Consider the following 21742-nt stretch of genomic DNA (forward strand, 5'->3'; position numbering starts at 1 on the left):
AGTGACCATACTTATTTTTGTGAAAGTCTCACATGTAATATGTACAACATATATACTGTACTAAGCATCTAAAATAAAAAATTAAAATAGATAAGGATATAATACTTCCACTAAATATCTAAATTTTTAAATATCCTATCTTTATTATACAACAATAGCAGTTAAAATCTAAGTTATTTCTATATCTAAAATGTTATAGAAAATATGTTAAGATTTGAATTTCAAAGTCATATAAAAGTCATATATATAATAGGATGTAAAAAATATTATACCATTTTACAATGAAAAACAACGTAACTTTTGCAACATAACAGGACAAATCAAATATATTAATTGCATTAGACAATATGCAATAGATAAAAAACTAACCCCCAAAATGGATTCTAATTGGGGGTTAGTTTATAAGACAGTACATCTTACTCGTATCTATAAAGTTATGTCATGAGAGAGTATTGTATTAAATACATATATGTTATTAACGATTAATTGATTAAAACGCTGGAATAATAGCTCCTTTGTAATGCTCTTCGATGAACTTCTTAACTTCTGGAGATTGTAATGCTTTAGCTAATTTCTGGATAGCTGGTTTATTTTCATCACCAGGGTTTACGGAAAGAAGATTTGCATATGGAGAATCCGCTTTTTCTACGAATAAACCATCTTTTGTAGGATTAAGACCTGCTGGTAATGCATAGTTAGCATTAATTACAGCTGCGTCTAAGTCTTGAATGGAACGAGGAATTTGAGCTGCCTCTAACTCTGTAATTTGGATGTTTTTAGGGTTGCTAGTCACATCAAATGGTGTGTTAGTCAAACCAGTTGGGTCTTTCAAAGTTACAAGACCTGCACTTTGTAACAAGAGAAGTGCACGAGCACTGTTTGTTGGATCAGATGGAATCGCTACTTTTGCTCCATTAGGCAAATCTTTTAAATCTTTGATTTTTTGAGAGTAAATAGCCAATGGTTCGATGTGAACTGGGGCAAAGCTTACGAAGTTTGTACCATGATCTTTATTGAAGTTATTTTGGTAAGGCACGTTAGCAAAGAAGTTTGCATCTACTTCATGGCTAGATAATGCCATGTTTGGTTGAATGTAGTCTGTAAATTCAATGATTTGAAGATCTACACCTTCCTTAGCCAATAAAGGCTTGATTTGATTTAAGATTTCAGCATGAGGTACAGGGTTCGCTGCCACTTTTAACACCTCTGCTTTAGAGCTACCAGCATTGCTGGAACTTTCATTGGTTGTGGAAGAACCACAACCACTAATCAATAAGGACGCCCCTAGTACGGCCGTCGCTGCTAATGCTAACCATTTTTTCATGTAATCCTCCTATCTACGATGAACACCTGCATCTATTGACGAGGACTCACGCGTATACAACACACGTAGATATTGTAATAAATTTATATTTTCTTATTCATGTATCTACATTTAATTATTTAATAATTTCGATGTTGTAAGTATAGCAATTTAAATCCTACTTGCATAATAGATTTTATATATTAATCTTTATAACTAAAATCTATAGCAAGGATAAAATAATAACGTTTAACTATACCAAGCAAATAAAAACGGTATTAAGATGATTTCCCGTACTACTAGGTAATATACCTAATAGCTAAAATCAAACTTAGTACCGTTATAAATGTCGCTCTATATAATAAACAATCTAATCAAAATCAAAAAATCAACTTATAGAGTTGACGTTGTTTGCTCGATAGAAATAGTTACAGGTGCTGATAATTTAGCTTCTAGCCAAGCTTTTATTCGTTCCAAATCTGCATCAGATACAGTGGACGTGGTATAGATAATCACCATATAGCGACTCGCTTTAGGCTGTTCTAAATTATCTATCAAAGGCATGCCTTCCACTTTACTTACAAATGGGAACAACGCCTTTGCTTCAGCTTCTGTCGTTTTCATAGTGTTTATAGTTTCACTTACTAGTTGATAAGTCGGCTGGTACAGATTACTCAAGTTTTTATATGTTTCAAGATTCTCTGAAGATTTATTCAAGTTCGTCTTATCCATAGTAGATTTTTTCTCATCTACGCTATTAACAAATCGTAATGTATAAGGCTGCAAGTACTCATCCTTCTGTAACTTGTCATCCAACTGGGCTTGCTCCTCTAAATTCACAGGAGCTCCTATAACTACTAAGTCTACTAGCTTATTCGTTCGATCCAATGAATAATCAATCACTTGTCGACGTCCATCTTGATTAATATCGTTCTTAATAAACTGCTCTATATGATTTGACTCAGAATACTTGATGGTCATATCATAGCCTGCATAAATACTTGGTATAGCCATAATAAGGCCAATCACAAGAAATATTAGCTGATTACGACGAATAAGCTCTTCTGCTTGTTTATGGAATGGCAAACTATATACACCCTTTAAAACAATAAAAGATGCAAAGAAGATGAAGAATGCATTTATAAAGAATAGATAGCCCGCCCCAAAGAAATAGTTCCAATTTCCATTAGCAAGGCCATACCCTGCCGTACATAGTGGTGGCATAAGTGCAGTTGCAATCGCAACCCCTGGTATAACATTATCTAAGGTCTTACGCGTTTGTCCAATAATCCCAGCTAACCCACCAAATATAGCAATAAAGACATCAAAAATACTCGGTTCTGTACGCGCTAATAGTTCAGATGTAGCCGTCTGAACGGGGGAAATATAAAAATATAAAGTAGATGCCAAAACAGCAATCGTAATCTGTAAGGATAATCTTAAAATAGCGCTTTTCACAACTGTAAAATTAAGCGTAGCGAAGCCAAAACCAGTTGCTAGAATAGGTCCCATCAACGGCGATATAAGCATAGCACCAATAATAACTGCCGTACTATTCATATTCAACCCAATAGAGGCAATAAACATGGAGAGGATCAGGATAACCAAAGCAGGTCCCTTAATCTTAGCCCCACCTATCAACCTTTTAGCAATGGTTGCATCATCGGCTCGCTCAAAATGTATATCAAAGTATTTATTTATTTCCATTCTTCTTCCTTATAATTTCATCAGCTCTGCAAAGGTGCCCACATTTACAAACATATGCTGCGTTGTTTTTAGCATTTGCACCATCAAAATGGCTCCTGTGCCTTCTCCCATCGACATTTGTGCTTGAATAGGAACCATGTCTTGAGTGATTCCCACCTCAGCTAAAGCGATTTCCGTACCTTTTTCTTTAGAATAATGCGATGGCAATGCATAGTCCTTAACACGAGCGTTTATGTGCGTTGCACAAGCAGCTGCCACAGATGTTATAAAACCGTCAATAACAAAAGGCTTTTCAAAATCTACACAAGCTAGCATCGCCCCAAGAATAGCAGCAATATCAAAGCCTCCTACATGAGCTACGATTTTACGAACTCGGTCAGACTCATGTTCAGAAACTATATTGTTCTTATGATGCTCTAAAACAGACCGAACAAAATCAATTTTACGCTTCATCAGCTCTGGTTTGTCTGGCCAGGAACCAGGGCCTACGGTTTCCGTTGGCTTGGCTCCAGTTAATGCAGACAAAACACAAGCAGAGGTTGTTGTATTCCCTAACCCCATTTCACCAAAGGAGAACAGATTGATTCCTTGTTCTACATAATGTTGAATCCGTTCATATCCAGCTTGAAAGGCGCTATTAAATTCATCGTCAGCCATGGCAGGATGGTTCAAAATATTCTTTGTACCCTTCGCTACTTTGCGATCCACACCAATACCATCATCTGAGGCAATTCCTACGTCTACAACCTCATAAGGAATATTGTTAAAGTTACAAAATTGTGTCGCCGATGAACGCCCTAGTAACATATTACGAGACTGCTTTTGTGTCACCTCATAGTTATAACCTACATAGCCTTCCATGTTACAACCATTATCGGCAGAAAATATGATATGCTGTGGTCGAATTTCACCATTAATCTCGCCCCAAGCCGTGCAAATTTTGCGAAAATACATTTCCCATAAACCAAGACCTCCTGGGATGAGACATTTCGGTTGGAGAAATTTATTTAATTGTTTCTCTATAGGTAATACTGACTTATCTTTCATTCTAATCTCTAGTCCACAACTAATGTGCCAACTAGCCTTCTATTAATTCGATATTATTCTATCTGAAAGTATAACATAAAATACATACCTAGTAATATGACTATTGTTAGTTTTTAAAAATATAATTTAGTTTTGAATTTTAGTCTTTTAGCATCTATATTTTTAGTTGAAATTATCATTATATAATTACAATCAATCTAGCAGATAAAAAAGGTTATCCCCTCACAGGATAACCTTTTATTTGAGTTATATAATTAGGTATTTTCTTAAGCTTATCTAACCTACGAAATTAAGCACCTTGGAATTGTGGCATATCGTCGCCACTAGAGTCGTCCAATTTACCCTGAAGGTCATGGTCAACCATGGCACACACAGATGCATCAGACCAAACGTTTTCAGCGGTTTCAATCATGTCGATAATCGTATAGATTGGCAAGATGATACCCAGCAAGCCGATTGGTGCTCCGATGGAGCTCATCAAGGACAAGGTCAAGAAATAGCAGCCCATTGGAACGCCTGCATTACCAATAGCAGCGAGAACTGCAATAAATAACCAGGCTGTCATTGTGCCAATCGTTAATTCCATGCCAGCATTTTGCATTACGAATAAGGATGTAACAAGAATGAAAGCAGCACAGCCATTCATGTTAATTGTTGTACAAATTGGCAATACAAAACGAGCTACTGCAGGATGCGCTTTCAAATTATCCTCAGCAGATGCCAATGTAACAGGCAACGTTGCTGCAGAAGATTTTGTGAACAACGCAACAGCTACGGCTGGAGACATTTTACGGAATACGTCTACAGGGTTTAAACCACGGAATAACAAGAACAATGGAATTACGATAAAAAATTGGATTAAATTGCCGCCAATAACAACAGCCGTATATTTACCTAAGGCACCAACAATTACGCCCGCTTCGATTTGTGCAGATAATTGACCGGCAAAGGCAAGGATGCCGATTGGCAATACATAAAGCAATGCTTTAATCAAGGTGAACAATAACTCTTGTAAACCAAATAACACTTTCAACACCGCTTCACGATTTTCTGTGCGTGGCATGAAAGCAAAGGCTAAACCAACGGATGCGGAGATGAACATCACGGACAATACATTAGCTTGTAAGTAAGGTTGCAAGATATTGTTTGGAATAACGGATAAGAAATGATCGTAATAGGTAACGGTACCGAGTTTTTCTGGTACTTGGGATGCGCCAGCACCAATTACATCAAGTGGTAAGTTACCTGGAGCAATCCAGAGGTATAAGCCAAGACCAACAGCCGCTGCACAAATGGTAGTAAGTAATGTATACACTACGGCATGACCAAAGATGCGACCTGTGTCCTTTTTAGCACCTAGCATAGATAATGTAGTAATAACCGCTAAAGACACTGTTGGAATCGCAATGAATTGGAACAAGCGAGTAAAGACTGCTGCAATAAAATTAAAGAGCTCATTTAGAGCTGGAATGTGTTGCCATCCTAAGATAGCGCCTATGATGAGAGCCCCCATCCATAAAATGAACTGACGCAATTTTCCTTGTCCACGACTTTTCAAGGTAATCTCTTGCGCTAAGGCATCCACATTTTTATTTTTTTGATCTGCCATAATAACACCTCTCTACAAACTAAACTATATGAGACTATAAAAAGAAACCCCAGCCCTTAGGGCTGGGACAGTAGTTATATCCTAGTCTCTTGTTAAAACATATTATAAAGATATGTTTTAACACTGTCAAACCAAAATAATTTGATATATAGATTAATATATTCAATTAATGCGTCACTTTAAAATCATAGAAGACAACACGAGTACGATCAGGACTAAACAAAAAATAAATCACATACGGATCAATTCCACTCTCTCGGTGTAGAACATAAACCGTATAGCCATAGGTAGGAACTCGTTCAAGTTGATAATATCCACCTGCTAGTTGACGACCATATAGAAGCCACACAAATAAGTTCCACTTTGTATAATCTTCTGTTAAAAAATCATAGGTACTTTGTATATCCCCTTTTAAAAATATAGAGTTGGCCTCATACGAATAAACTCTATTCTTAAACAACTCTGGCGTAATAATTAAACCCGGTGCCGAAGATTCAGCAACAAGGTGTTCAAATGCTCTTACATCTTCGGGACTACCTTCAAAGACAATAGTAGTTGTGAAGTCATAAAAACTTTCTATTGTCCCCCTTGAAGATATAGGATGCAATCCTTTCGGAATTATATCAGGATTTCTAAAATGTTCTGGTAATACTGTTGCTTTTACTGGCCATCTTTGTTTCCATCGTGATATATCATTAACTTCACTTCCAAAAAGGAGCTCATATATAAAAATAGACATTAGCAATAAAGGTACTGCTACAACTAATGTACACCAAGCATATAAAATGTGTTTCTTCGGTAATATTAAATGATAGAAGTAGTAATAAAACTGTATTCTTATTGATAATAATAAGATTACACCTACAATTACAAACCATAATCCTGGTAATTGAATATATGCATTTCCCCAAAGAAAAAAGGCAAAGAATAAGATTGATAGAATGATATGTTTACCACAAGGAGGGGCTATTAGCATTTGTAATAGTTTAATAAAGCGATTCACAATATATAATCCTTACTTAGACTGATAAAACACAGCCCGTGTCCCATCATCACTAATCAAAAGTTCCACAAAATGAGGTCTCTTTGTATTACCATCATCAACAAATACATATAATCTATGATTCCGCGTAGAATTATATGTATCCTTGACTACTGTTTTTGTTTCTTTTCGAGGTGCAAAGCGTAGCCACTCTATAAAATTTCGTTGTGGTAAGTTTAGAGGTTCTTCATCAATGCTATCTATAATCCGATAGCTGGTAGGATGAGATATAAACCGCTTCAATTCCCCACTTTCTAAATCGAGTAATCTATTATATTTATCAATTTGAGCTGTATAGGCTGCATGTTGTTTTGCAATCGCCTCATATTGAGCAATTACTTTAGGGTCTCCCTCTAAAACTACATAACGATAAGGGTACGCAGTAGCCCAAGCAACATCTGTTCGCACCATAGATACCTTATCAATACTTTCTGGAAGCTGCTCAGGAGATTTAAGACCTTCTGGTAATTCGCTATTATTAGGCCATCCTCGTTTCCAATCAGTTGTGCTGTACTCAAAATCCTCAAACTGTTCAACGCTTGTATTAATATCATACTTAAGCCAATCAGCTACGAGCCAAGATATACAAAGGGTTATAACAATAAATAAACCGCAAGCTAGTCGGCTATGGGCTTTTTCAGATATGGTTTGTTTCTTAAAGCGACCATATTGCAGTAACACACTCAATACTATGGCTATACCAAAAACCATGTATGTAATAGGTGCTATGTTAAATAGCGCTACCACGATTGCAAACAACACGCATAGCATAACCGTTAATAAACCATAAAATCCTTGAAACAAAACTCTCTCCTATCATGACAATACTTAGAACATTTTCTTATACAACATTTCTATATCTTCCCGACTCACATCGGCCATTGTATTAGCAATATTGCCGGTTGCTACGACATACACGTTATCAACAAGCCAAGGAATGTCTTTTTTCGTAAAACCTAGTTCTGTAAGGTTCGTAGTAAGGTCTAGGTCATGTACAATCAAACGTAATGCTTCACCTAGTTCGGAGCCATCTCCGTGGTTGAATATGCGAGCTAAGGCACCAAACTTATCAGGGTTTGCACTCCATGTATATTCCACCGCAACAGGTTCAATAACGGCAAGGCCTACACCGTGAGTAATATCCTTAAGCCCACTAGCAGGATGTTCCATGCCATGAGCAAGTGTTACACCGGCAGTATTAATAACCATGCCTCCAATTGTGCTAGCCAATGTAACGGACTCCCAAGCTTTTGTAAGTTGAATTTCGTTGAGAACAGCTGTTTTGCTTTCAGCCATTGCTTTCACATGTTTATATAGAGGCACAAGATATTGTGCTAATAAGGTTACCGCATAATGAGCTAATGCATCGGTAAAAGGTTGTGCCGTTTTAGAGGTATACGCCTCGATATTATGACAGAGTGCATCAAAGCCCACAGATGCCAATACATGAGGAGGCATTGTACCCATTACAGCAGGATCTACAATGGATACCTTTGGTACGATGGCATTACATCGCAAGGATTTCTTGTCTCCTGTTTCGGAATTAGTAAGTACACCAAAGCCATTACCTTCGGAACCAGTGCCACAGGTTGTAGGAATTACAATAAGAGGCAACGCCTTATCACTGGTTTTACGATTAAAGATATAATCGTTAATGTCACCTTCGTTAACGGACATAAATGCAATGCCTTTTGCACAGTCCATGATAGAGCCGCCACCGATGGCAATAACCATATCACAGCTTTCAGATTTAGCTAAAGCAGCGCCGTCCAATGCAGTCGTCGTTAAGGGATTGGCATCCACTTGATCAAACAATACATGTTCAATATGTGCCGCATCAAGTTTTGCCGTCACACGGTCATATAGTCCAGATTTTTTGGCACTTGTCCGCCCTGTTACGATGAGCGCTTTATTGCCATAAGGCTTAACAAAATCAGCAACACTATCGACTTTATCCCAACCAAATTGGATATGTACTGGTAAAAAATAAGAGAACTCCATGTGAACGACCTCTTTTCTATAAATACTAGATCTTAATGTTATTGTAATGTATATTCAGACGCCTGTAAAACCTCATAGGACTTTCACTAGAAAACATGTATACTACAGATAAGAGGGGGCATTTATTTTTATAAAGGGAGAGAATCTATGAAATCTGCAATTACACATTTATGGTCTTCGCTGCGTGACCTAGCAACGCAGTCACCTATATTACTGGCATTAATTGCCGTATTTTCATGTACACCGTTTTATCTAGAGCAAGATTGGTTTACCGATATAGACCTTTGGTTCTATGGGCTGTATTTCTTCATCGTCATACTACAATCATATATAACACGAGATCGAAAGTTCTCCGTAGTATATACATTATTAAGCATAGGTATCAGCGTTGGTCTATATACGATTCATGAAACGTACCATCACATACGAGGCATTGAGCTAGCCACAGAAAACATATCATATCTATGGCTGTACTCTATGATTGCTCTATATTTTACATCGCCTGGAGAATACTACATCGGCGAAATCATCAATCGCCTGAAACGAATTGGTATTACCATTGTTACATCAACACTGTACAATGTCGTCATAATAATGACTCTATGGTTTTTCTTCATCATTCTGAACAAACCATTTACCTTTGATGATCTAATCTTTAAAGTACTAGCCGCTATTAATATATTTATCTGTATGTCCATGCTGTGCACTTACAAAGAGGAGCTTGATGGACCGCCAGAACCAAATACATTCTATAATGTTGTTTTTGGAATCATACTACCAAAGGCTTCCATCATTACAGGTATTCTAGCTAATGTCTACTTGGTATTGATCCTCTTAGGCCTCCGTGAAGATGCACGGTTCCTTTACACATATTATCCGTATGTAGCCATTTTCTATCTATTTTACTTGGCTAGTTTCAGGTCTAGTGAAAGCAGCAAGACACAAAAGATCCTATGTTTCTTATTTATTACGATTACAATATTATGCTTAATCCTGATTGGCAAGCGTGTAATAAATGAGCCCGTACTCTGGCTCAATACGATTTACGTAGCCGCATTCAATCTAATCTTCTTAGCACATAATGTATACTCCTTTGTAAAGCGTTTGACTCCATCGATCCATACAACGATTATGGCGCTCGCCCTAGGTGCAGTCCTTTTAATGCCTTTTATCGGTTACACATCCCATCGAGAGTTTACAAACTATACGAAAATTGACGGTCAATGGCACGTATACTTGCCTATTACAGAAACATTTAACCCTGATTTTACAGACTATGGCAGGACGATTATACAGGGGGATTCTTCAAAACTAGGAGCAACGGAAATATATAAGGAACGAAATATTCAGTTTATCAGCTTTACGGCCGTTGAAGAACCTCATGTTATTTCGCTTGTAGGATATAATAAATTCATTTCTAACATCGAATTAGAAGTACGTGAGCCTGCTGATAGTACAGCTGACATACCAACAGCATCCTATGAATCTATCAACTTTAGATTCATCAATGAAGGCCTTGATTTAGAGGTATCTCTACCAAATGGCGTGACCGAGGTTCATCATATATATGAAAAATTCCTCACTGTACCAAAAACAGCTTCAGATTCAGTCATTATAGAAGGCACGGGATATAAACTCTTAATCCACTCCTACTACGCATATCAAGACAGCGCACGAAGAATTATTTTTAGCGTATTATATAATTAATTATGAAAGCTAGTAATTTAAGGCATCTTCAGCCATATCGACATTTTTTTGTAAAACTATATTAAAAAATTTCCAAATGTCAATATTGAATATATAGATTTTTTTCGCTATAATCGTAACATAATGTATAAGCCAAATAAGAAAACTACCATATATAGTAGTTTTCTTATTTTTCTGATTAGACTCAACTTAAAGATATTTTATATAATTCATTCTAATCTTATATATGCTTATACGACTATATTAACAGTTTTATGACTTTTTGCTCTCAAGGGGAACAGTAATGGAGATTATGATCAAGAAACGGGATGGCCATTTCGAGCCGTTGTCCGTTGAAAAAACGAAACGAATGATAGCCTTCGCATGTTTGGGGTTAGATTCTTGTGATCCACTAGAATTGGAAATGGATGCGAAGTTGCAATTCGTTGATGGCATGACTACTAAAGAAATTCAAAAGACTTTAGTCCAAACAGCTATCGAAAAAGTTATATCTAAAAAAGACGACGGCTTCGGCAACCAAGTTAATAAAATGAACCAAGATTGGCAGTTCGTAGCAGCCCGCCTATTCTTGTTCGATCTCTATAAAGAAGCCGCTATTACTCGCCGTTACAAAGCATTTGGCTACGGAAACTTCCCAAATCTAGTCAACATGCTTGTAGAAGAGAAAAAATACGCAGACTTCTTCGTTACAGAGTACACAGCTGACGAATTGCAAGAATTAGGCGATTATATCAAACCTAAGCGCGACTATCTCTTCAACTATGAAGGTCTCAAATTATTGGCTGACCGTTACTTGGTAAAAGGTTTTAACAAAGAAATCTTTGAATTACCTCAAGAACGTTTCATGGCTATCGCAATGCATTTGGCTCTTGTAGAAGGGGAAAATAAAGTAGAATACGCTAAGAAATTCTACGATTTGATGAGTCAATTAAAAATGACGACAGCTACACCTACTTTGGCAAATGCTGGTACACCATTCCACCAATTGTCCTCTTGCTTTATCTCTGGTGTAGATGATAACTTATGGTCCATTTACGACGTAAATAGCAAGTTCTCTCGCGTATCTAAACACGGTGGTGCTCTTGGTATCTACCTTGGTAAAGTTCGTGCATTGAACTCCGATATTCGCGGCTTTAAAAACTCCTCTGGTGGCGTTATTCCTTGGATCCGCTTGTACAATGATACTGCAGTTGCAGTAGACCAATTGGGTAAACGTAAGGGCGGCGCTACAGTAACACTTGATATTTGGCATAAAGACTTCTATGAATTCGTAGAACTTCGTACAAATAATGGTGATGATCGTCGCAAAGCGCACGATATCTTCCCTGCTATCTCCGTTCCAAATATCTTCATGGAACGTATGTTAGCTCGTGAAAACTTCACCCTCTTCGATCCTCATGAAATCTTGGCTGTAAAGGGCTATTCCTTAGAGGACTATTACGATACTGATGACAATAAAGAATTCACAAAACGTTACCTCGAATGTGAACAAGATCCTAACTTACACGGCATCGAAGTACCAGCATTAGATATGATGAAAAAAATCATGCGTTCTGCTGTTGAAACTGGTACACCATTCATCTTCTTCCGCGACACTGTAAACGCTGCAAATCCTAACAAACATGCAGGTATGATTTACGCGTCTAACTTGTGCCACGAAATCGCACAAAACGTTGGCTTCACTAACTTAGCTGAAGAAATCATCAATGAAGATGGTACAATTACTACAAAAACAAATACAGGCGACATGGTTACATGTAACTTAAACTCCATCAGCCTTGGCCGCATTACGGACGAAGAATTGGAAGAGAATATTGCCCTTCAAATTCGCATGTTAGACAATGTTATTTCCATCAACCAAGCGCCAGTACCAGAATCTCGCATGACTTCTGATAAATACCGTGCTATCGGTCTTGGTACTTCTGGTTATCACCACTACCTCGTAAATCATGATATCCAATGGGAATCCGATGAACATATCGAAGTAGCGGACAAATTATTTGAAAACATCGCATTCTATGCGATTAAAGCTTCTATGGAGCTTGCTAAAGAAAAAGGTGCGTACCCTGCGTTCAAAGGTTCCGAATGGGAAACTGGTGAATATTTCACTCGTCGTGGCTACACATCTGATCGTTGGAAACAACTGGCTGCAGACGTTGCAAAATACGGTATCCGCAATGGTTACTTAATGGCCGTAGCTCCTACAGGTTCTACATCTAACATTGCAAATACAACAGCTGGTATCGACCCTATCTTCAAAAAATTCTTCATCGAAGAAAAGAAAGGTTCTTTCACACCAAAAACTGCACCAGATTTGAACGACAAAACATTCTGGCTCTACAAAGAGGCGCATACAATCGACCAACAATGGTCCATCAAAGCTTGTGGCGTACGTCAACGTCATATTGACCAAGCACAATCTTTCAACTTGTACATTACGCCTCAAATGAAAGCGAAAGAAATTCTTGACCTTTACGTAGAAGCCTACAAACAAGGGATTAAAACAATCTACTATATCCGTAATCAATCCCTCGAAATGGATGAGTGCACTAGCTGCTCCTCCTAATATTGGAAATATAATTGCTATATTTTGCAAAACCTATTCACTATAAATAGAGAGTACCGATTTCGAGAAGGATACTTTCACCAGCACTATAAATCTGATGACGACCTATAGCCGTATAGGTCGCATCATTGTATAAAGGAGTCCTACTATGGATAAAAAACTGATCTTTAACGAACATGGCGAACGTGGCACGCAATCCATGATTGGCGGTAATACCACAAACCTTCGCGAATGGAACCGTATCAAGTACGACTGGGCTAACCAAATGTACCGCACAATGCTCAACAACTTCTGGATTCCTGAAGAGATTTCCTTAAACGAAGACGTTAAGCAATTCCCATACTTAACAGATTACGAGCGTCGTGCATTTGACAAAATCATTGCATTCTTGAACTTCCTTGATTCTATTCAATCTGAAAACTTGCCTAACTTGAGCCGCTATATTACAGCATCTGAAGTGGCATCCTTATTAAATATTCAAGCATTCCAAGAAGAAATTCACGCTCAAAGTTATTCCTACATTTTGGACACTGTAACAAATCCGATTACACGTGACAAAATCTATGACGAATGGCGTACAGATAAAACATTGCTTGAACGTAACCGTTTCATCGCCGATGCATACCAACGTTTCAGCGATGATCCTAGTGAAGCAAACCTTATTCATACAATCATCGCTAACTATATCTTAGAAGGCATCTACTTCTACTCTGGCTTTAGCTTCTTCTACACATTGGCACGCCAAGGTAAGATGACAGCTACATCCACAATCTTCAAATACATCAACCGCGATGAAGTAACTCACCTCGTATTATTCCAAAACATCATCCGCGAGTTACGTCGTGAACGCCCTGACTTGTTCACACCTGAACTAGAAGCAAAAATCACGGACATGATTCGCCAAGGTGCAGAGAACGAAATCGCTTGGGGTCAGTACATCACTGATGATAAAATCCTCGGCCTTAACAATGTTCTTATCGAACGTTACATCAAATACCTTGCAAACATCCGCTTAGAAGCAATCGGCTTGCCTCATCTATATCCTGAAATCAAGGAAAACCCTATGGAATGGATTGAAAGCTTCTCCAACTTGAATAGTACAAAAACTGACTTCTTCGAAGCAAAAGTTACAAACTATACAAAAGCGGCAGCATTTGACTTTGACGATTTAGAATAATAGACGTTATAAAATACAATATCTAAGGACGTACGGGCCAATAGAAAAGAGCTAATAGCTATAACGCTATCAGCTCTTTTTTCATGATTTTTTAAACCTTAGTTATGAGGAATTGCTGCAAGTTTAAACAGCTCTCTCCTATTTATCTCTAAAAAACAAAATACTATCATATCAGTGTATATGTTGCTAGAAATATAGTCCCCAAACGCCACCCTCGTTTTTACAGTTGACACATGGTTATACATTGTAAATTGTATCAATACATTTGTGCGCAAATAGGCCTACACCGTAGATTTTCATTCGCCCCATGAATGTATTCATAATAAGCTTGGTAAAAGCAAAAGTTTTTGTGTCCACCCTGTTTCAAACTACCAACTATGATTAGCTTTCAATCAATTCAGTTGTCCAGTTAGCAGACTGCAATAGATTGTCTAATAAGCGGACTTGTTTTGCGATATGATCAGCTTCTTTTTGGACGTCTGCCACATTCACGGTCGGCATTAGCTTAATCTCAGACCCTCTCGCACGGAAATTAATACTACCTGCGCTAGATGCCAATGTTCGATAAGCAGTTAGGCGCAAAGCAGCGCAATCTTTTTCGGCAATGATTTCAGTAATAGATCGACCTTCTATAATAGTTTTGCAATTTGTTAAATTAATATCTGCAATTAATTTTTGAAGTCTATTTACACATTGTTCTAATGTTTTCAAAAGTTCTTCAGGGTTCTCATTCGGTACTTCCCCTTCTTGCACTAAACTATTTTGAGTTAAGCGAAGCTCTAAATCGCTTATTTTATAATTTAAATCAGATCGTTCTTGTAATGCTTCTGCTAGTTTCATAAACTCTCACCTCTCAAAAAGATATATCAATTTACTTATAAAATACTATGTACAATAATAATATATCCATCAATTCTTATTATACAACACTATTGAACAGCTTATAATACTTTCCGCATCATCACATGCGGACAGCCTTCATCAAGGTATTCGTCCCCTTCAGCACGATATCCAAGGGATTCATAGAATGGTTTGGCCTGTACTTGCGCTGACAAAGAGCACGTTTTAAAGCCGTCACGACGAATAGCATTTTCGGAGGCCATCATGATCTTAGTACCTAAATGTTGTCCACGATACAACTTACGTACCGCCATGCGCCCAATATGTGCATCTCCAACTGTGTCACTTGGAAAATATCGACACGTACCAGCCGCTTTACTATCAATGGATAAGAGCACAAACTTTGCAGTCTCATCGATTTCATCAAACTCGTCTTCAAACCCCTGTTCTTTCATAAATACATCGACACGAATTTGTTTTATTTCCTCTGTTATATGATCTAAGATTTGAATAATCATAGGTGCCCTTTCTGATTATAAGCATATTTATAAGAATCGATTTAGGCGTATTACGAAATACTCTATAAACAATGAAAACTTCTTGTTTTTATTATATCAAAAATACGATTAATACCACAAAGCATCTCAGTTCCTATTAATTCCCACATCAAAAATATTTTAAAACTTCCATGAAATTCATTTTTAGGTATTGCATAATTTTATCATTTGGGTTTATACTATACCCAACATTTTAGAAAGGAGCAACCAAAGATGACTAACCAAATTAGCCTCACAGCAAAGCAATACTTTTATTGGTTCTTTATCCAACGTACGGGTAAGGAACTATTTGTGATGCGCTAATTAAGGATTATTCAACATTAGTTGCTTAGAATAGTAAAAGGGCTACCCGTATTAGATTACGGGTAGCCTTTTTTGTTTGCTATCCGTATGGTCAGCCCAACTATTCACTGTAGTTACAAGGAGGAATTATCATGATTATTACATTGAAACAAAATGCAGCAGCAGAAGAAGTATCTCGTTTACGCAGTGAATTAGAGGCTCAAGGATTTGTTATCCACCCAGTAGAAGGAACACGATACAATATTCTAGGTCTGATTGGTGATACTGCATCTCTTGATGCGCGTCAAATCGAGTCCCTAGATTTCGTAGATAAAGTAACTCGCATTCAAGAGCCATACAAAAAAGCAAACCGCAAGTTCCATCCCGATGATTCTGTAATCAATGTAGGTGGTGCACTTATCGGTGGTGGTCACTTCGCAGTAATGGCCGGTCCTTGCTCTGTAGAGACACCTGAACAAGTATTAGCCACTGCTAAAGCTTGTAAAGAAGCTGGTGCCACAATCCTTCGGGGTGGCGCTTTCAAACCTCGTACATCCCCATATTCCTTCCAAGGCATGGGCCCAGAAGGCTTAGAATTGTTAGAGCTTGCTAAAAAAGAAACAGGTCTTCCTATCGTTTCCGAAGTTATGGATATCTCCCAATTACAATACTTCGATAATGTAGATATGCTTCAAATCGGCGCTCGTAACATGCAAAACTTCACGCTTTTAAAAGAAGTGGGCAAATTGAATAAACCAGTTCTATTAAAACGGGGTTTATCTGCCACATACGAAGAATGGTTGATGGCTGCTGAGTACATCATGTCCGAAGGCAATGAACAAATTGTATTATGCGAACGCGGTATCCGCACATTCGAAACTAAGACTCGCAATACCTTAGACGTAACAGCAATTCCTATGATGCATGAATTATCTCACTTGCCAATTATCATGGATCCTAGCCACGCAGCAGGTATGAGCCGCATGGTTCGCCCGCTTTCACTTGCATCCGTAGGCGGCGGTGCAGACGGACTTATGATTGAAGTTCACAATGATCCTTCCAAAGCATTGTGCGATGGCCCTCAAGCATTGCGTCCAGACCAATTCACTAGCCTTATGAAAGAAATTATCGCATTGCGCCAAGCATTGGTGGAATGCACTAAATAATCTCAAATACCACACAAATAAGCTAGTATCCGTTATAATAGATACTAGCTTATTCTTTTATGAAAGGAACCATCATGACTCGCATCCATATTAACGCGTCCACACCGTATGACGTTGTCATCGAGGAAGGCGCTTTACAACGCATCACCGATTATATTAAACCATTAAAACCAAATTGTCGTGTTATCATCGTCAGTGATAGTAATGTAGCGCCCCACTATTTGGACTCTGTGAAAGCTAATATGGAACATGCGGGTTATGCTGTTTGTGATTATGTTTTCCCTGCTGGTGAAAGCTCCAAAAATGCTCATCAACTCATCGATTTAGTAGAATACATGGCGGCCCAATCATTGACTCGCAAAGACTTGCTCATCGCCCTTGGCGGCGGTGTTGTAGGCGATATGGCAGGATTTGCGGCAGCGACCTATTTACGTGGTATCGACTATGTTCAAGTTCCTACATCCCTATTAGCCGCAGTAGACTCCTCTGTAGGTGGTAAAACAGCGGTCAATCTCGAAGCCGGCAAAAACCTATGGGGCGCTTTCAAACAACCTATCCTTGTCCTCTGTGATCCAGCTACACTCAATACATTACCTGAAATGGAATGGATTAATGGGTGCGGTGAAATTATCAAATACGGTTTCCTCGACGTACCGGGTTTACTCACTCAACTCGAGAACAGACCACTAATTAAACATCGCAGTAGTGTAAGTGGCGTTATTGCCCGCTGCGTACAAGCAAAAGCGGATATCGTGGAACAAGACGAACGCGAGTCTGGCGTACGTGCTCTCCTAAACCTGGGTCATACCTTTGGTCACGGTATTGAAAAAGCGAGCCACTTTGAAGTGCATCATGGCTATGCCGTTGCCATTGGCATGGTCCTCATGGCACAAGGTGCTGTCAAACATGGAGAATTAGATACGGAGGCTTTAGAGAAATTAAAGGCCCTCATCAAAGCACACGATTTGCCAACCACAACAACGATAAGCAAAGAAGAGATTCTAGCTGCCGCTAAGCACGACAAAAAAAGCGAAGGAGCAACCATTAAAATCGTAGTACCTACTAGCTATGGTCACAGCGAACTCAAGGTAATAACGCACGAGGAACTTGCTACCTATTTAGATTAAGGAGATTTATATGCATTCTGTAACGAACGCCATCCCTACAGGGACTATCGCGTCCATCCCTGCAAAAGCTCATGCACACCGTGCGCTGATTTGCGCAGCTCTCGCAAACTCGTCATCTACCATACTACTGAGCCGCACCTCTAAAGACATCGATGCCACTATGGACTCCTTACGAGGCTTAGGAGCACATATTGTGTATGAAAATAAAGTTATCACTGTTACACCGGGTCCTGCACCAACAAAGGGCAATCTTGTTCCACACGAATCAGGCACTACATTGCGCCTCTTATTACCAGTAGCAGCATCCATTTGTAATGAGGTAGATGTGGATGCTAAAGGGCGTTTACCAGATCGCCCTTTAGAGCCCATGCTCGGTGAAATGAAAGCTCACGGCGTAACATTCTCCCAAGATAAACCACCATTCACCATGACAGGTCGTCTCCAAGGTGGAAAGTTCTGTATGGTTGGCGATGTGAGTAGCCAGTTTTTCTCTGGATTATTGTTAGCAGCTCCACAATGTGAAGGCGCTACAATTATATCTACGACACCACTTCAATCTAGCGACTATGTCACATTGACAACTACAACGATGGCAGACTTCGGCGTAACAGTCGACCATATACCTGCCGCTGACACAGTCCAAGAATCCTTTACGGTAGCGGCTAATGCTACTTTCAAAGGACAGAACGATTACCAAATCGAAGGGGATTGGTCTAACACGGCCATTTGGATGGTGGCCGCTACTATGACAGGCAAACCTATTACAATTACAGGTATGAACAAGAATTCTGTACAAGCTGACCGCCGCATCATGCAGGTCATCGAATCCTCAGGGTGCACTATTACATGGGACGACATGAATATCACTGTATCAGGTCGCGCTAGTAAGCCAATCCATGCCGACCTCGAGCAAATGCCCGATATGTTGCCAGTTATGGCCGCCTTCGCTTGCTCTATCCAAGGTGAAAGCTCCTTTGTTAATGGTGCTCGCTTACGGTTAAAAGAATCAGATCGCCTCGAAGCCGTTGCTAATCTCGTGAGAGATTTAGGCGGTACTGTCCGAGAAGATGGTGATGACCTATATATCATCGGTAGTGGTATACTAAAAGGAGGACAAGGTGATTGTGTTAACGACCATCGCCTCGTTATGGCAGGCACATTGATGGCTCTCATTAGTGAAAATCCTGTGACATTAAAAGATAGCGAAGCTATCACAAAATCCTATCCAGACTTCTTTGAAGACTGGAACATGCTAGGTGGCAATGCACAGCAAGTATAGCGTCCTAGTAACAGCTAATGCGTTTCAATAGATAAGAATACTAGTCATACATACTATAAGTAGGAGTTAATATAATGGCATCTAATTTCGGTAAAACCATACAAGTATCTACCTTTGGCGCGTCTCATGGGTACGCCATCGGTGGTATCGTAGAAGGCCTCCCTTGTGGACATACCATCGATATCGACGAGCTACAAGCCTTCTTAAAGCGCCGTGCGCCAGGTCAAAACCAATTACAAACGCAACGTAAAGAAGCCGATATACCTGAATTTTTATCAGGTATGGTAGATGGCATGCTCAGTGGATCTCCATTAGCATTTATGATTCGCAATACATCGCAGCACTCCGGTGATTACAATAACTTGCGCGACATTCCTCGCCCATCTCACGCGGACTTTACGGCTCGCATGCGCTATGGTGACAAGGTAGATATGCGCGGTGGCGGCCACTTCTCGGCACGTCTTACAGCACCTCTTTGCGTAGCTGGTGGCATCGCCCTTCAACTACTACGTGAAAAAGGTATCGAAATTCACGGTCATTTAAAACAAGTTGGTACAATCCAAGATACTCCTATCGATATGGTTCATCCAGATATGAAAGCACTTTCTGAAATCGCTACAGAACCTATCGCTATGGTCGATGCAGACAAGCGTTCTGAAGTAGAAAACTTGGTCATGAAACTAAAAAAAGACGGCGACTCTACCGGTGGTATCGTAGAGGTTATCGCTACAGGATTGCCAGTTGGTTTAGGCAATCCAAACTTTGATGGCATCGAGAACCGATTAGCTCGCGTGATCTTTGGCGTACCTGCCATCAAAGGCGTGTCCTTTGGGGGTGGCTTCGACATGTGTTCTCGCCTTGGATCAGAAGTGAACGATGCTTTCACCATGGACGGCGATATAATCACAACAACTACCAATAATAGCGGTGGCATTCAAGGCGGTATCACCAACGGCTTGCCCCTCATTATGCAAGTGGGCATCAAGCCTACTCCATCCATTTATAAGGAACAATATTCTGTGTCTCTTTCACAAAAAGAGGACACGTTGCTCACCATTAAAGGTCGTCACGACCCATGTGTAGCGCTTCGTGCTGTACCTGTTATCGAAGCCGTTACGGCCCTTGTCATTCTTGATTTCTTAGGAGATATTGACCATGAACTTAGATGAAGTACGCGTTAAGATTAACGATATAAACGACCAAATGCTAGCCCTCTTCAAAGAGCGCATGGAACTCTCTAAGGACGTAGCGGCTGCAAAAAAAGAAATGAATAAGGCTATTTACGATGCCAAACGAGAGCGCGACATCCTCGACAAGGTAACAAAAGATGCAGGTCCAGACCTCGATCTATATGCACGCCGCTTTTTTGAAGCATTATTTAGCTTGAGTCGTACCTACCAATCTGAGCAACTATTCCAAGACAATGAATTCACTTTAAAAATGAAAAAAGCCATTGACCAATCCCCTACTTTGCCACCTCAACGGGGCAGTGTAGCTTGCGCCGGCGTATTCGGCAGCAATGCTCAAATGGCGTGTGATAAATTATTACCCCTCAGCCAAATCCATTATGTAACGGGTTTCCGTGCCGTATTCGATGCCGTAGAGTCAGGCGAATGTCAATTCGGTGTATTGCCTATTGAAAACAGCTCCAATGGTTCTGTAAAAGAAGTATATGACCTCTTAGAAGAGCGCAAATGCTATATCGTTCGCGGCACGCGCCTTTGGATTTCTCATGACTTGCTCGTAAAAAAAGGCACTAAACTAGAAGATATCCATACCATAATTTCCCACCCTCAAGCGTTGGGCCAATGCAGTCACTTCCTAGATAAGTTAGAAGGCGTAGAATTACGCTCCTATGACAACACGGCTCGAGCTGCACAGCTCGTAGCGGCTAGTGATGACCCAGGTGTGGCAGCTATCGCAGCACCTCAATGTGCAGACCTATATAATTTGTCTCCATTGCTAAGAAACATCCAAAATAGCGACAACAACTATACGCGCTTTATCTGTATTAGTAAGGACTTCCACGTATACCCAGGAGCCAATAAAATCTCTGTTGTAACCACTGCAAGTCATGCACCTGGTGGCCTTGGTACATTGCTCACCAAATTTGCTAACATCGGTGTAAACCTTACAAAACTTGAGTCCCGCCCTATCGTAGGACATAACTTTGAATTCTTGTTCTACCTTGATTTGGAAGCATCCTTAGCAGATCCAAAAGTACTCTCCGTGTTGGCAGAACTCCACGCATCGCAAGATAAATTCCGCTTGCTCGGTAATTATCCTGAAAATTAATATTTTCCTCTATAGTAGTGCTTATTAATGGCATATA

17 protein-coding genes are annotated in these 21742 nt (G+C 39.5%); 8 read left to right on the plus strand and 9 right to left on the minus strand.

All coding sequences use genetic code 11. The annotated features are described in order from the left end of the window. Nucleotides 1-490: 490 nt before the first annotated feature. From B1A77_RS01250 to B1A77_RS01280, 7 genes are all read right to left on the minus strand, one after another. Nucleotides 491-1324 (minus strand): MetQ/NlpA family ABC transporter substrate-binding protein, encoded by an 834-nt coding sequence (locus tag B1A77_RS01250; RefSeq protein WP_077707659.1) that lies wholly within the window; start codon nucleotides 1322-1324, stop codon nucleotides 491-493. A 372-nt stretch (nucleotides 1325-1696) separates the two neighbouring features. Beyond that, nucleotides 1697-3010: a DUF389 domain-containing protein gene (locus B1A77_RS01255; protein WP_012864837.1), complete on the minus strand. Its 1314-nt coding sequence runs from the start codon at nucleotides 3008-3010 to the stop codon at nucleotides 1697-1699. 9 nt (nucleotides 3011-3019) lie between these two features. Then, a complete protein-coding gene (locus tag B1A77_RS01260; RefSeq protein ID WP_077707660.1) occupies nucleotides 3020-4057 on the minus strand; it encodes a nicotinate-nucleotide--dimethylbenzimidazole phosphoribosyltransferase in 1038 nt (345 codons plus the stop codon). A 289-nt stretch (nucleotides 4058-4346) separates the two neighbouring features. Next, a complete protein-coding gene (locus B1A77_RS01265; protein ID WP_077707661.1) occupies nucleotides 4347-5666 on the minus strand; it encodes a dicarboxylate/amino acid:cation symporter in 1320 nt (439 codons plus the stop codon). Between the two features lie 166 nt (nucleotides 5667-5832). After that, nucleotides 5833-6669 carry a hypothetical protein gene (locus B1A77_RS01270; RefSeq protein WP_077707662.1) on the minus strand — a complete coding sequence of 279 codons (837 nt, stop codon included), beginning with the start codon at nucleotides 6667-6669 and terminating at the stop codon, nucleotides 5833-5835. Nucleotides 6670-6681: 12 nt separating this feature from the next. Continuing rightward, complete coding sequence (locus B1A77_RS01275; RefSeq protein WP_077707663.1) at nucleotides 6682-7512, minus strand: hypothetical protein; 831 nt, start codon at nucleotides 7510-7512, stop codon at nucleotides 6682-6684. A 24-nt stretch (nucleotides 7513-7536) separates the two neighbouring features. Continuing rightward, a complete protein-coding gene (locus tag B1A77_RS01280) occupies nucleotides 7537-8709 on the minus strand; it encodes an iron-containing alcohol dehydrogenase (RefSeq protein ID WP_077707664.1) in 1173 nt (390 codons plus the stop codon). Between the two features lie 147 nt (nucleotides 8710-8856). Here B1A77_RS01280 and B1A77_RS01285 point away from each other — a divergent pair, with 147 nt between their 5' ends. The 3 genes from B1A77_RS01285 (at nucleotide 8857) to B1A77_RS01295 (ending at nucleotide 14159) form a co-directional block, all read left to right on the plus strand. Further along, nucleotides 8857-10416, plus strand: coding sequence for a hypothetical protein (locus B1A77_RS01285; protein ID WP_077707665.1), 1560 nt, complete (start codon nucleotides 8857-8859; stop codon nucleotides 10414-10416). 283 nt (nucleotides 10417-10699) lie between these two features. Continuing rightward, nucleotides 10700-12982 carry a ribonucleoside-diphosphate reductase subunit alpha gene (locus tag B1A77_RS01290; RefSeq protein WP_077707666.1) on the plus strand — a complete coding sequence of 761 codons (2283 nt, stop codon included), beginning with the start codon at nucleotides 10700-10702 and terminating at the stop codon, nucleotides 12980-12982. A gap of 148 nt (nucleotides 12983-13130) precedes the next feature. Further along, nucleotides 13131-14159 (plus strand): ribonucleotide-diphosphate reductase subunit beta, encoded by a 1029-nt coding sequence (locus B1A77_RS01295; RefSeq protein ID WP_038123980.1) that lies wholly within the window; start codon nucleotides 13131-13133, stop codon nucleotides 14157-14159. A 381-nt stretch (nucleotides 14160-14540) separates the two neighbouring features. Here B1A77_RS01295 and B1A77_RS01300 read toward each other — a convergent pair whose 3' ends face one another. Then, the gene (locus tag B1A77_RS01300) at nucleotides 14541-14999 is read right to left on the minus strand and encodes a DIP1984 family protein (RefSeq protein WP_004694959.1); all 459 of its coding nucleotides are present in this window, start codon (nucleotides 14997-14999) and stop codon (nucleotides 14541-14543) included. A gap of 101 nt (nucleotides 15000-15100) precedes the next feature. Further along, entirely contained in the window at nucleotides 15101-15517 is a 417-nt protein-coding gene (locus tag B1A77_RS01305; protein WP_077707667.1) for a GNAT family N-acetyltransferase, read from the minus strand. Between the two features lie 473 nt (nucleotides 15518-15990). Between B1A77_RS01305 and aroF the strand changes: the two genes are divergently transcribed. The 5 genes from aroF (at nucleotide 15991) to B1A77_RS01330 (ending at nucleotide 21705) form a co-directional block, all read left to right on the plus strand. After that, entirely contained in the window at nucleotides 15991-17004 is a 1014-nt protein-coding gene (gene aroF / locus B1A77_RS01310; RefSeq protein WP_077707668.1) for a 3-deoxy-7-phosphoheptulonate synthase, read from the plus strand. A gap of 74 nt (nucleotides 17005-17078) precedes the next feature. After that, a complete protein-coding gene (gene aroB / locus B1A77_RS01315) occupies nucleotides 17079-18131 on the plus strand; it encodes a 3-dehydroquinate synthase (RefSeq protein WP_077707669.1) in 1053 nt (350 codons plus the stop codon). Nucleotides 18132-18141: 10 nt separating this feature from the next. Next, nucleotides 18142-19410: a 3-phosphoshikimate 1-carboxyvinyltransferase gene (gene aroA, locus B1A77_RS01320; RefSeq protein WP_077707670.1), complete on the plus strand. Its 1269-nt coding sequence runs from the start codon at nucleotides 18142-18144 to the stop codon at nucleotides 19408-19410. Nucleotides 19411-19484: 74 nt separating this feature from the next. Further along, nucleotides 19485-20579, plus strand: a complete 1095-nt coding sequence (aroC, locus tag B1A77_RS01325; protein WP_077707671.1) for a chorismate synthase — start codon at nucleotides 19485-19487, stop codon at nucleotides 20577-20579. Then, entirely contained in the window at nucleotides 20566-21705 is a 1140-nt protein-coding gene (locus tag B1A77_RS01330; protein WP_077707672.1) for a bifunctional chorismate mutase/prephenate dehydratase, read from the plus strand. Before aroC ends, B1A77_RS01330 begins: the two co-directional genes overlap by 14 nt. The last annotated feature ends 37 nt before the right edge of the window (nucleotides 21706-21742 follow it).

It is taken from the genome of Veillonella parvula (assembly GCF_002005185.1).
GTDB lineage: Bacteria > Bacillota > Negativicutes > Veillonellales > Veillonellaceae > Veillonella > Veillonella parvula_M.